General features: G+C 37.4%; 11 protein-coding genes. 6 read left to right on the top strand and 5 right to left on the bottom strand.

Annotated elements, in window-relative coordinates:
• Positions 1-687: 687 nt before the first annotated feature.
• The 4 genes from VKJ25_RS12515 to VKJ25_RS12500 form a co-directional block, all read right to left on the bottom strand.
• Positions 688-1,353: a class I SAM-dependent methyltransferase gene (locus VKJ25_RS12515; protein ID WP_324236962.1), complete on the bottom strand. Its 666-nt coding sequence runs from the start codon at positions 1,351-1,353 to the stop codon at positions 688-690.
• Between the two features lie 326 nt (positions 1,354-1,679).
• Complete coding sequence (gene fni / locus VKJ25_RS12510) at positions 1,680-2,717, bottom strand: type 2 isopentenyl-diphosphate Delta-isomerase (protein WP_324236961.1); 1,038 nt, start codon at positions 2,715-2,717, stop codon at positions 1,680-1,682.
• A gap of 138 nt (positions 2,718-2,855) precedes the next feature.
• Entirely contained in the window at positions 2,856-3,368 is a 513-nt protein-coding gene (locus VKJ25_RS12505) for an N-acyl amino acid synthase FeeM domain-containing protein (protein ID WP_324236960.1), read from the bottom strand.
• Positions 3,369-3,425: 57 nt separating this feature from the next.
• Entirely contained in the window at positions 3,426-4,145 is a 720-nt protein-coding gene (locus VKJ25_RS12500) for a class I SAM-dependent methyltransferase (RefSeq protein WP_324236959.1), read from the bottom strand.
• Between the two features lie 86 nt (positions 4,146-4,231).
• On the opposite strand from VKJ25_RS12500, the gene rnhA reads away from it, so the two are divergent.
• Complete coding sequence (gene rnhA / locus VKJ25_RS12495; protein WP_324236958.1) at positions 4,232-4,705, top strand: ribonuclease HI; 474 nt, start codon at positions 4,232-4,234, stop codon at positions 4,703-4,705.
• Positions 4,706-4,904: 199 nt separating this feature from the next.
• Positions 4,905-5,834: a M28 family peptidase gene (locus VKJ25_RS12490; RefSeq protein WP_324236957.1), complete on the top strand. Its 930-nt coding sequence runs from the start codon at positions 4,905-4,907 to the stop codon at positions 5,832-5,834.
• A 73-nt stretch (positions 5,835-5,907) separates the two neighbouring features.
• Here the strand turns inward: VKJ25_RS12490 and alr are convergent, their stop codons facing one another.
• The gene (gene alr, locus VKJ25_RS12485) at positions 5,908-7,119 is read right to left on the bottom strand and encodes an alanine racemase (protein WP_324236956.1); all 1,212 of its coding nucleotides are present in this window, start codon (positions 7,117-7,119) and stop codon (positions 5,908-5,910) included.
• A 286-nt stretch (positions 7,120-7,405) separates the two neighbouring features.
• Between alr and VKJ25_RS12480 the strand changes: the two genes are divergently transcribed.
• The 4 genes from VKJ25_RS12480 to VKJ25_RS12465 all read left to right on the top strand — a co-directional run bounded on the left by VKJ25_RS12480 (position 7,406) and on the right by VKJ25_RS12465 (position 13,328).
• Complete coding sequence (locus tag VKJ25_RS12480) at positions 7,406-7,903, top strand: HNH endonuclease (protein WP_324236955.1); 498 nt, start codon at positions 7,406-7,408, stop codon at positions 7,901-7,903.
• Between the two features lie 632 nt (positions 7,904-8,535).
• Complete coding sequence (sixA, locus tag VKJ25_RS12475; protein WP_324236954.1) at positions 8,536-9,036, top strand: phosphohistidine phosphatase SixA; 501 nt, start codon at positions 8,536-8,538, stop codon at positions 9,034-9,036.
• A 100-nt stretch (positions 9,037-9,136) separates the two neighbouring features.
• Entirely contained in the window at positions 9,137-10,279 is a 1,143-nt protein-coding gene (locus VKJ25_RS12470) for a citrate synthase (RefSeq protein WP_324236953.1), read from the top strand.
• 1,591 nt (positions 10,280-11,870) lie between these two features.
• The gene (locus VKJ25_RS12465; RefSeq protein WP_324236963.1) at positions 11,871-13,328 is read left to right on the top strand and encodes a chloride channel protein; all 1,458 of its coding nucleotides are present in this window, start codon (positions 11,871-11,873) and stop codon (positions 13,326-13,328) included.
• Positions 13,329-13,602 lie beyond the last annotated feature (274 nt).

The raw sequence follows: 13,602 nt of genomic DNA, 5'->3' as shown, positions 1-13,602 counted from the left end.
ACCATTTCGCTATTACCCCGATGACCCACAGGAAGTTTATCTTTACTATATTAATGGTTATGATACTCCTTATTTAAAAAAAATGATTTCTCAGTTTGAAATTATATTAGAAAGAAAAAACAAAATTCTACGAAATAGGAGTTAGGTAGTAGCATTTCAATTATCAGTAACTCTGACTAAAACTAAAGAATTAAAATAGTGAATATACAGCGGATTCCACTTTTATCAAGCACACCTAAGCGAGTTTTCCGACTCGCACTTAAAAGATTTAATAATTAAATCTGTGGTTCATAATATAGGATTTCCCTTTTCTTGTAAGGTACATTTATAATCCCCCCTAAATTCCCCGATCATGCGGGGAACTTTTTGCTCACTTTTCCCCCCTTTCAAAGGGGGGTAAGGGAGGATAGAAAACTTTACCTCACAAGTATGGGAATTGCTATACTTGGAATTTCCTATAAATTTTTTCTCTCCTTCTAAGGATAGTTTTGAACCCTAATTTTTTTGGCAATAAAGACTGATATTTGTCGATAAAAAAAACGGAATTTCTGCATAGTAATAATCAATAAAATAGTACGGGAGTAAGATGCTCCCGCTACCCTTTATGTTAACAAAAATAATTACAATAAACCACCACAAAAAATATATCTTAACTTACTAACAACTACCTAAAACTATCACCTAATCTTAAATCTGACGATAAGCAATTACAGCATAAAAAGGATCCCCTGCTCCTAAACCTAACATCTGCAAAAAATTAGGTACATTTGACTTTTGAGAAATTACTTCTACTTGACTAAAACCTGGAACCCCATTAGCATTTTTTATAGAGTCAAAATAACTCTTTACTAACTTTACTCTTTCCTCCTCCGAATTATCTCGCCAAGCAGCGATCGCCTTCTGATAAAACATCCGGTTAGAAAAACTAATAATTGCCATTCCACCAGGTTTCAAAATACGATAAATTTCATAAAATATAGCATCAGGATATTGTAAATATTGAATTGAAGCACAATTCAACACCGCATCAAAATCTTTGTCCGGTAAAGGTATTTTTAAATCCTGATTAAAATTTTGCACAAAATAATGATTTAATCGACGATTTTTTGCCAACTCCTCCTCATTCATACCATGTCCTTCCACATGACTAAATTCCATTTCCTCTGGTAAATGAGAAACCCAACTACTCATCATATCTAAAATTTTAGTCTGAGGTTGGAGGCGATCACGATATAAATTAGTCAACCGATCGATAAACCCTTCATCCACATGGGTGACAAACCTGGGAAAAGAATAAAATAAGCGATCGTCAGAATCATCTAATTTTGTCCGTTGGTTAGCTTGCAATAACATAAAAATTCATTATGAGAAGTTTAATTTATAGCGCAGGGAACAGGGAACAGGGAACAGCGGTTAAGGGAACAGGGAACAGCGGTTAAGGGATGGCGAGGTGTCCTTTCCCTCCGGGACGCTACGCGTTATATGTCGGCGACAGCCGATACGCCATATCCAATCAAGCAAGAGAGGGAACAGGGAGAATGAATGGCCGATAATATAACGCTTTTAGCTATTGGACAGCTCCTGTAATTTGTGAAGATTAAGTGCGCACATTGCTATATTTATCAAAACCTAAAGAAAAATAGGATTTGGAGACCAAACCCCTACCGTTTTTTTCACAATTATATTAATCTTTCCAAAGTACCAGATTTTTTTAAATCTGCTAAATTAGCATTACCCGTACAAAATAGAACCGTCCTTATTTCCGCAATTAAAATATCAACTAATAAACTTAAAGATTCCTCCGACTCCACTGCTGCTTGGAGAAATGGCCAAGCTAATCCACCTAAATCTGCACCGAGAGCGATCGCCTTTGCCACATCCAACCCATTTCGTAAACCTCCAGAAGCAATCAAAGGAACATCTGAGTTCCAGTCTCGAATCGAAGTAATACATTCTGCCGTCGGTAAACCCCAATTACCAAAAGTATTTCCTAACCTACGCTGAATAGGATCTGTAGCACGTTCACCTTCAATTTTAGCCCAAGAAGTCCCTCCAGCTCCCGCCACATCAATCGCTGCGACTCCAGCATCAATCAATTTTTGCGCCATTTTCCCAGAAATACCATTACCTACTTCTTTCGCAATTACTGGTACTGGCAATGAGTAGCACAATTTTGATATTTTGTCAAGAAGACCTCGGAAATTAGTATCACCTTCAGTTTGAATACATTCTTGAAGAGGATTGAGATGTAAAATCAAAGCATTTGCCTGTAAAATATCAATCGCTTGTTGGCACTGATTAATGCCATAATCATAATTGAGTTGAACAGCACCTAAATTAGCAAACAACAGAATATCAGGAGCAAGCGATCGCACAGCAAAAGAATCAGCTACCTTGGGGTTCTCTACAGCAACTCGTTCCGAACCAACCCCCATAGCTATCTTATACTTTTGAGCAACCTGAGCTAACCGATAATTAATCATTTTTGCTTGTTCGGTACCACCCGTCATCGAAGATATTAATAATGGCACACCGAGTTGCTTTCCCAGAAATGTAGTTGTTATATCTATGTCACTGCGATTTAGTTCTGGTAAACAGCAGTGGGTAAAACGGTAACGGTCTAACCCGTTAGTGGTATGGTTAAATTGGACATTTGATTCTAAGCAAATGCGTAAATGATCTGCTTTACGAGCTTCAGTTTGTGAGATTAAGTTCATCAGTTTTATGATTATAAATTCAGACAGAAGAGTAACTATAACTTACTTACGCGAAACCCAGTTTCTGCTACAAATCATTGTTTTTGACGAAAAGTCTACAATAAACCAAGTTTCTGGGTGCGTCTGTGTAAGTTCTGATTAAATATACGTTTGCATTGGGATAATAACTGACTCATTCTTGTCGGTAGACTTAACAGTCGGATCGTGCAGCGGTTCCCCCACCTGTGAGAAACCATACCGTTTAAACAGAGACACATTTTGAGGCAGGATCGCCACAACTAGAGTAGAAGCATTGTAATGCTCTTTGGCAGCATTACGAGCGGAAGAGAAAACTTGGCTAAAAGGGATTTTACCCCGCTTTTCTTTCAGAAGAACTAGACGAGACATTTCACATATCTTATTTTTCTCAAATTGCTCAAGATTAAATCCAGTTTCTTGTATTGGCAGTCCGAGAGAGGTATTAGGAACAATGCGGTAAGTTCCCACAACAACTTGGGAATCAACAATTTGCATATAAAGTGATGAGCGATCGTAGTCATCAGGTATTTGCATTCCGAACAAATTTAGTTCGTGATGAAAAATTGCTATTTGCATCTGGTGACATAAATTTAATTGCTCAGAGGTACTAACCTGCTGAATGGAAATACTCATAGATAGTCTTTTTGTATTACTAAACTTCGTAGAAAAAGCTTTCAGGATTGAAATTAATTATCGCTTTTTGTAAATTGCAAAGCGATCGCCATTGCTAGTACCTTGGAAATCAAATCCCGCCTCACTTAACAATTTCTCAGAAATTTCTGGTTTAAAACAGGTAATTTTAATTTGCTCTTGAACCACAATTTCTTCTTCTTTCTTGAATAAATAGCTCTTCAGTAGAGTATGATAATCTACCGTATCTTCTACTTCTTCAATAGACTGAGAATAGATAATTCCCTCACCTATAGATTTTTCATAGTTTGGATGTGGTTTTTGCAGGTGTAATAATAATAATCCTCCTTCTTTTAAGTGGTAAGCTACATTTCTCAAACCTTGACTATTAGCTTCAATCCCTGCAACATGGCCTCCAAATTCCCATTTATCACCTAAATCAAGAATTCCCCACACTCCTCCATTGGATATGGCCACATCAAACTTTGTATTTAAGTCCATTGTTACAGCATCAGCTTCAATCAATTTAACCCGATTTTCCAAGCGTTTCTCAGCAATTTCCAGCAAGGAAGAGGTAAAATCAACTCCTGTAAACTCGCAGGTTGGATCAATATTAATGTACTCTTGTGCTAGTAACCCTGTTCCTACACCTAACTCAATAATCTGGCGACCATTCCCGATAACTGAATGTGTTTCCTTAGCAATATCCTGGTAGTTATAATAACCAGAAGTAACCCACAAATCATAATACTCAGTAAACCCTGTATATTGATTGTTCATTTTTCTCTAGCTCTTATTACTGTGCTTAACCACCATATCATTCTATTATTTATAGAGCAAATTTACTTTAATAAAAAGGAGCTAATATGATAGAAAACCAACCAGAAATTACTATTTATACTGATGGTGCTTGTAGTGGAAATCCTGGCCCTGGTGGTTATGGTATTGTTATTTTGTCTGGAAAACAACGGCAAGAATTATCTGGAGGTTATCAACTAACTACTAATAATCGTATGGAATTAATGGCAGTAATAGTAGGTTTAGAACAACTAGAATTTACCTCTATTGTCACCCTATATACTGACTCTAAATATATAGTTGATGCTGCCACAAAAGGTTGGGCAAAACGTTGGCAAGCAAATGATTGGAAACGGAATAAAAAAGATAAAGCAATGAACCCTGATCTATGGGAAAAATTGTTAGATTTATGCGATAAACATCAAGTTGAATTTTCTTGGGTAAGGGGTCATTCTGGAAATATAGAAAATGAGCGTTGTGATGAATTAGCAGTAAAAGCTTCTCAACAACTAGATTTAGATTTAGATTATGGTTATAAGTAAATGAATAATTAATAGACATCTCCAAAAATAAAAAATTAAATCAATTCTTATCCATAAATTATCAATTATTTCTTCCTGTTCCCACATATCTAGTGTTCCCTGTTCCCTCATTTGGAGGAGATGTCTAATAATTAATAATGAAATTCCCACCTCTTTTCTCCATACCTCCATACCTCTTCCCTAAAAAAAGGATAATTCTATGCTAAAAATGCCTGGAGAAAGTTATCGCGGTGTTTTACCACCACTAACAGAAGCAGAAATTTATCTCAAATATTTACTAGAATATAATTTACACAAATTAGCTGTTGAAATTGGCGAACGAAACTATTCAAATTATTCTCAACTAAGAAATGCAGCTAATTTTATTGCTAGTGAATTTAGTAAATATAATTATCAAGTTCGACGGCAAACCTATCAAGTTGATAATCAAACATTTGAAAATTTAGAAGTAGAAATCAAAGGCTCTTATCAACCAGAACAAATTGTAGTAGTAGGGAGTCATTATGACTCAGTTTTTAATTGCCCAGGAGCTAATGATAATGGTACAGGCACAGTAGCAGTATTAGAATTAGCCAGGAAATTTTCTGAGAAAAAAACATCAAGAACTTTGCGTTTTGTAGAATTTGCTAATGAAGAACCACCTTTTTTTAGAACTCTTAATATGGGTAGTTTTGTCTATGCTAAAAATTGCCGACAAAACCAAGAAAATATTTTCGCCATGTTCAGTCTAGAAACTATTGGTTATTATTCCGATAATTTGGGTAGTCAAAAGTTTCCTCCTGGTCTTGATAATTTTTATCCTTCTACAGGAAATTACATTACTTTTGTTAGTAATATGGCGAATAGAAAATTAGTATGTGATGCTATTTCTTCTTTTCGTCGCCATACTAAATTTCCCTCAGAAGGTGCGGCACTTCCAGCATTATTTTCTGGAGTAGATTTATCAGACCACTGGGCATTTTGGCAACAAAATTATCCAGCTTTAATGGTGACAGATACTGCTTTTCTTCGCTATCCTTATTATCATCAACCAGAAGATACTATTGACAAAATAGATTTTGATAGATTCACCAGAGTTGTCGTTGGTTTAGAGAGAGTTATTGCAGATTTTGTAGGGGTTATATCTTAAATAATTCAATGTTCCCAGTGCGGGAAAAATGCCCGCACTGGTGTACCTCACCAAATTAGAATCCTCTGTATTTCTAAACTCCTACACGAGGCAACCTATGCTTGAAACCACAAAGAATTTCCCAAGAAATAGTTCCTAAAGTATTTGCCCAGTCTTCAGCAGAAATTCGATGTTCCCCAACTTGCCCTAATAAAGTTACTACTTCACCTGTTTCTAGATCGGCAATATCACTCACATCCAGCATCAACTGATCCATCGTAATAGCTCCCACTTGCCGAATTAGGCGATCGCGCACAATAACTTTCATCTTATTAGAAAGATTACGAGGTATACCGTCAGCATAACCAATACCCACCACTGCTAACCGCATCTGTTTGGGAGCAATAAACTTATAACCATAACTCACCCCAGTACCTGCTTCAATAGTTTTGACTTGCGTTACCCTAGCTTTTACTTCCATTGCTGGTTTTAACTTAATTTTCTCCTGTAGATGAGGTGCTGGATATAAACCATAAATAGCTAAACCCACTCTCACCATATCGTAGTGTAAAGCAGAGTCAGTTAAAGTTGCTGCGGAGTTAGCTAAATGAAGTCGGATATCACCAGGAAAACCTTTGCCATCAATACAACACAAACCTATTGCTTCCTGAAATCTTTGATGCTGTTGTCTCATCACTGTCTGGTCTGATTCATCTGCTGTAGCTAAATGGGAATAAATACTCGCAATTTTTAAATTTGGCAAGCCCTGTACAAATTTTACAAATTCTACTGCCTGTTGCCAAGATGTTCCTAAGCGAGACATTCCTGTATCCAACTTCAGATGTACTGGCATTGCTTCCGTGTAATAAGAAAGAGTTTCCGAAAAAACTAAAGCTTGTTGAGGCGTACCAATAGTTGGTTGTAGTTCCCAGTGAGCGATCGCTTGAATTTGTTCAGGTTGATCGGTTGCCCCTAAAATTAAAATTGGTGCTTCTATTCCAGCTAATCTTAATTCTATTCCTTCTGGAACTGTTGCCACTGCCAACCAATCTGCACCAGCTTCTAAAATACTTTGAGATACTTTACACGCTCCATGTCCATAAGCATCTGCTTTTACCACTCCCATTAATTTCGTTTTAGCTGATAAAAGACTTTTAAGTTCTCGGACATTATAGGTCAGTGCCCGATCATTAATTTCTACCCATGCTCTTTGACAAATACCTCCAACTATATCACTTTCTATTGATCCCTGATTTAAAATTTCTGTGGCTTGAGTTTTCAAAAAAGCATTTTCCCAACTTAACATTTTCCGTCACTCCTCAATCAGTTAAATTTTTTATTCATTAAAACAATTACTCCATAAATTGGCAAAATTCAGGCTGTAGGGCGCAAGTCAAAATTAAAAATTAAAAATTTATGCATTAATCTTTGACTAAGTTTGAGCATTTATTAAATGTCCCAACCTACCCAGAAACCCGGTTTCTTAAAGAAACTTCTAAGGTTTCCTTCTAATCCCTACTCCCTACTCCCTACTCCCTAAATATATTAATTGTGCTAATATGTGATCAAAAATTCTCTTTTCAGAAATGTCAATGGCCAATGTTTTAGTGTTGAACGCTTCTTATGAACCGCTCAATATCACGAGTTGGCGACGAGCGATCGTCTTGTTGCTCAAAGATAAAGCGGAGCAAATTGAACACAAAGGGGTGTATATCCTTCCTAATATTCCCCTACCTACAGTCATCCGACTGCGCTACTATGTCCGAGTTCCTTATAAAGATATTCCTTTAACACGCCGAAATATTATGCACAGAGATAGTCATTCTTGTCAATACTGTAATTATACGGGTGATAATTTGACCATAGATCATGTAATACCGCGATCGCGTGGTGGTGCAGATACCTGGGAAAATCTTGTGACTGCTTGTGTGAGTTGTAATGTCCGCAAAGGAAGTCGTACACCAAAAGAGGCTAATATGGCTTTGCATTGTCGGCCTCGAAAACCCCATAGTAGCCTGTATTTTGAATTGACTAAATACGTTAAAAGTGGTAAAAACAAAGAATGGCAAAAATATGTGATTGGTATGTAGAAAACCCTGCCTATTTCAGTGCAGGGTTTTTTGTATCAGAATTAGGGAGTAGGGGACTGGGGGACTGGGGGACTGGGGGAGAAAGATTGTTGCCCTTGTTTCGTCCCTAAACCCAACCTACATCTATTAAGATGAAACAGTGTAGTAAGGAGATGAGGCGAAAGGAAAAAGAGTGATAGTAGTCTGGTAAAATCACTTAGGGCTGGCGTATGGAAATATCAAAGTTTTGATAAGTAAAGGTTTGAGCCTTTTCAGGTACTAATAAAGTACCAGCTTTTAGCTGGTAATGGTACGGTTCCCGAAAAATCAATCTAGGATTTTGGTCAAGATAGGGCAAGAAAATCAAGGGACGATTCTTCTGTACGGACATTGCATAAGGATATTCCTATTATTCTATAATTCCCATTCCTTCTGCCTTCTGTTTTCTACCCTTACCCATAAGACTTTTGAGCGCAAACCCTACTTAAGACTCCCTGAAAAAAGCAGAGTTTGAGCAGGACGAGAAGTATGACAAGGATGGGAAAACAGAGAAGTAAGAGTAATAACTGTCTCTTGATCTTTATCTAACTACTTCATTATCAATTATCCATTATTCCCTACTCCCTACTCCCTACTTCCTACTCCCTAAAAATATGACTACAAATATTTATTTTATTCGTCACGGTATTGCCGCTGGTAGAGAAGATTGTCCTACAGATGCAGAACGTCCTTTAACAGAAATAGGCGATCGCAAAACCCACAAAATTGCTCAAAAATTAAACCAACTAGGTCTTCATTTCCACCTAATTCTTACCAGTCCCTTAGTTAGAGCTAATCAAACAGCTAAAATTCTGCAAGCTCATAAATTAAGTCCCAAAGTAGAAGAATTTTCACCCCTGGCCCCTGATGGAGATATTAATCTTTGGCTACAATGGCTAGAAACATGGCCACCTCAAAAAAATAGAGAATTAGCTCTAGTAGGCCATCAACCAGACTTAGCAAATTGGGCAGAAATTCTAATTTGGGGAGAAACCAGAGAAGTATTAATACTCAAAAAAGCAGGCGTAATAGGTATTTCCTTACCAGAAGTTGGTTCACCAGTAGGCAATAGTCAAATGTTTTGGTTAACACCACCAAGATTTATACTGGATTAATCATAATTATTAATTGATTTTTGTAAAAAAAATAACATAACAAAAATACTTAATAATATATTTTTAGATATATTCACATTTTTAACTCAAAAGGAGCGTCATGTCCGTCGTCTGCATCGAATACAAGCCTGGTTTAGAAGGTGTTCCCGCTACCCAATCAAGTGTCAGCTACGTCGATGGACAACAAGGGATATTGGAATACCGAGGCATTAATATAGAAAAATTAGCCAAAGAAAGTTCTTTTCTCGAAACAGCATATTTATTAATTTGGGGCAACCTTCCTAGCAAAAAAGAATTAGAAAGCTTTGAGCAAGAGATTCGCGATAATAGAAGAATTAAATATAGAATTAGGGACATGATGAAATGTTTCCCAGAAACTGGACACCCTATGGATGCTCTACAGACTTCAGCAGCAGCTCTGGGTTTATTTTATTCTCGTCGTGCCCTTGATAATCCCGAATATATTAGGACAGCAGTGGTCAGGCTACTTGCTAATATACCGACGATGGTAGCTGCCTTTGAGTTAATGCGTAAAGGTGACGATCCTGTTAAACCAAGAGATGATTTGGATTATGCAGCTAACTTTTTGTATATGATTAATGAAAAGGAACCGGATCCATTAGCAGCAAAAGTATTTGATATTTGTCTGACTCTCCATGCTGAACATACTATTAATGCTTCTACATTTTCAGCAATGGTAACATCTTCTACTTTGACTGATCCCTACGGTGTTATAGCTTCAGCAGTAGGAACTTTGGCAGGTCCATTGCATGGAGGAGCAAATGAAGATGTAATCAGTATGTTATCTGAAATAGGTTCGGTAGAAAATGTTAGACCATATCTAGAAAAATGTTTTGAGACTAAGGCAAAAATTATGGGTTTTGGTCACCGAGTCTATAAGGTTAAAGACCCAAGAGCAGTTATTCTTCAGGCATTAGCAGTAGAGTTATTTGAAAAGTTTGGATACGACAAATATTATGAGATAGCTTTAGAGATAGAAAAGGTTGTAGAGGAAAGACTAGGGCACAAAGGAATTTATCCAAATGTAGATTTTTATTCTGGTCTAGTTTATCGCAAATTAGGTATTTCTAGCGATTTATTTACACCTATATTTGCTATTGCTCGTGTAGCTGGTTGGTTAGCTCACTGGAAAGAACAATTGGCAGTTAATCGTATTTTCCGTCCTACACAAATTTATACAGGATCTCATAATGTTGATTATACTCCTGCTGAAAAACGTTAAATATTTAGATAGGGTTTGTTTATGGGAAGTCTTTTTGATCTTTGTAGGGAGTAGGTAGGGACTATGCAACGTCCCTACAGAGTCTAGAGGAATAAGGAGTTGTAGATGACCTACACTTTTTTGGCCTTATAAGGGGAAGATATGGTACTATTTCACAACTAGAAAAGGCACTTACTTTTATACATAAAGACTTTTATCTTTAATCAACAAACCCTAAATATCGGGAATAGGCAATAGATAGGAAGAAAAAATTGATAATTTCTGTACGATAATTGATTTGATTTATTATTTCTGGAAATGTCTAATTTATCTTTTGTTGTTAAATAGACCGTAAGTATTCAGATATTGGGATTGCATTATTCTTGATTTTGTGCATAGTCAGTGTTTCAAAACCAAAAACTATATCTAAGGATACTAAAGAATCTATAAATCAGACTAAAAGGTTTATGGAAAGTAGTAAAAACATAAATATGATTATTTGTCAACCCCTCCACCTGAATAGTTGCTTCAATTCTAAATTCTAAATTATTACAATAGACCATTTCATAGTTCCATAGAAAAGTTTGCTTATTCTGAACAGAATCTCAAGACCTGTTTCAGGAAGATGTCAAGTGCGACTCGTTTCTATTAGGAGCCTCTAGCAACTAGAGCGGTATGAATAGGGTCTAACAAGGCCATGGAGGAAGAGCCTGCCAACGCGAGGCCACCAAAGAAGAGCCTTGTAGTGATAACTGAGTTACGGATGCTGGTGAAAATCCAGCCCGTTAGGGGACAACGGACTCCCGACCTGGCCCACCGAGCTAGACCTTTTCCACTAGCAGAGTGAAGCTGGTATCAGGTCTCAACCAGAGCTAAGGGTGATAGGCACACTGGGGGTGATGGGGAGACGGCATGGGTACCGGGGCGGAATGTCCTGAAAAAGTGTCTTACTTCCTGGCAAGGAGTCACTCCAAAAGTGTCCTGACAACACACGAGCATCCCCGCGTCAAATTTGATAGTTAGACGCATCCCTGGGGATTGTGTAGGCGAATTAATGGGATAGCCCTAAACCGTCAAAACAATCTGTAATTCGGAACGAGGAAAAACGATAAGCAAGTTTGACCAAAGCAGGTTAGTTGGTCAGTAGGAGGAAAGCTCGGAAATCTTGCTATCGGGTAGGATGGGGGAACGAAATTATCCCCGGCAGTCAAGAAACCTCAAAGGAAGGGTGATGATGCTTAGACACCTTAGAGTGAAGTTTCCTAAGTCTATGGGTGCAGGGTAAAAACCTTTAGCCTAAAATTGCCCAGGCGAAAGTCGAGCGCAAGACGACACATAGGTAAGTAACCCCAAGGCAGTAGGCCAAAGGCACTCGCTGACTGAGACCGTGGAAGATGAGGAACAACTAAACCTTGACCCGGTTTAGTCCTAATCAACGGATTTTGTCTATAACTGAGATGTTACCACAGACTGCTAGGAGCCGTGATGCGGTGAAAGTCGCACGTCCGATTCTGAAGTAGAGGTGCGGAGGGTAATACCTCCCATCAACTATAACAAGTATAGCTACAAATCTTTGAGTAGCAGGAAACAAGTAATCATTTTTGTGACTACAATGGGTATTTTTGTTTCTATCTTCTTGATAGGCTTTTTTGTATTGGTATTTGGTCTCATTCGTAACATTTTGATTCAAAAGGAAATTCAAAATCCTTTCTTTAGTATGGACAACCAAAATTTTCAAGACAACGAACTAGAACTGAGCAGTCAAACCCATGAGCTATTATACTCAAAAGTTCTACTTTATACCAGTGCTGTTGGTATTATAGGAGGATTAGTTGCTACAGTTTACTACTTTGTCTTAGAAAACTTTTTGGAGTTGGTATGGGAAATAGGGAAGCACTACTTCACAGGAATTTTTCCAGACTGGCTACCAGCATGGAACTATACTTGGATAATATCAACAATTGGCGGACTTGGTGTTGGTTTATGTCTCCATTTCTTTGGTCAACCAGGAGAAATGGCAAAAGTAATTGATAAAATTCACGATCCTGGTCGCTTGGAACCAAATCAAACTCCAGGAATGATTGCTACTTCTTTAGTATCAATTACTGCTGGTGGCAGTTTAGGACCTGAAGCACCTTTGGTACAAATTAATGGCAGTTTTGGAAGTTGGATTGCTGATAAACTTAATTTAAGTCTAAAAGAAACGCGAATTTTGACATTTTGTGGTATGGGGGCAGCATTAGCAGCATTTTTTGGGGATCCTGTAGGAGGCCCATTGTTTGCTCTGGAGATTCCCCATCGTCGGGGGATTCAGTATTACGAAGCAATTATTCCAGCGGTTGTGGCCGGAATTTTTAGTTTTGGCGTGTTTCGCTTTGGCACTGGGTTAGAAATTGGCGGTATCTATCGCTTTGACTATTTTGATGCTATTCCTGCTTTGAGTTGGTTAAGTCTTTTGGAAGCTGGAATTTTAGGAATAGTTGGTGCTTTAGCTGGAATTTTGTTTATTGGAATTTTTCGACTTATACAGTTTGCCATTGAACCTATTGAAAATAGGCATATTTTGCGAGGAATTTTGGGAGGATTTGGTATTGGTTGGTTGGCTGTTTTATATCCCCAAACTCTTTTTTTTAGTGAGCAACAAATTGAAACTCAGTTAATTGAACCAGCTGCTACATTTACGGTTATGATGTTACTGGGAATTTGTTTGGCTAAAATGATAGCTATTACTTTAACTATTCATGGTGGATTTAGAGGTGGTTTTATCTTTCCCCTATTTTTTACGGGAGCAAGTTTAGGGTTAGCTATTAGTTTAGGTATTCCAGGGGTACATCCAACTATTGCGATGTTATGTTGCATGGCTGCTATTAATGTAGCAATTACTAAAACTCCGATTAGTACCTCGATTATTTTGAGTGTTTTATCTGATACATCAATAATTCCGATTATAGCGATCGCTAGTTTTGCTAGTTTTATATTGACTAGCAATATTGGTTTGTTGCGTACTCAACGTCCTAGAAAGCAAGTTGAAAATCCACAGTGTCTGATTAAAGTAGGAGTAAATGAATAGGGGGATTTTATATCATTCAAAAACTATAAGGTTACAGTTTTGGTTCGGACTTCTTTCTTGGGAAAAAGATGAAAAGATTATTCTCAAATTTGGTTGAGTAAATCTTTATTGGTAAATTCTCAAAAACTATAACGTTACAGTTTTGGTTCGGACTTCTTTCTTGGGAAAAAGATGAAAAGATTATTCTCAAATTTGGTTGAGTAAATCTTTATTGGTAAATTCTCAAAAACTATAACGTTACAGTTTTGGTTTAGACTTCTTTCTTGGGAAAAAG

The sequence above is a fragment of the Okeania sp. genome, assembly GCF_035285525.1.
GTDB lineage: Bacteria > Cyanobacteriota > Cyanobacteriia > Cyanobacteriales > Microcoleaceae > Trichodesmium.
This window is presented reverse-complemented; position numbering and strand designations above follow the sequence as displayed.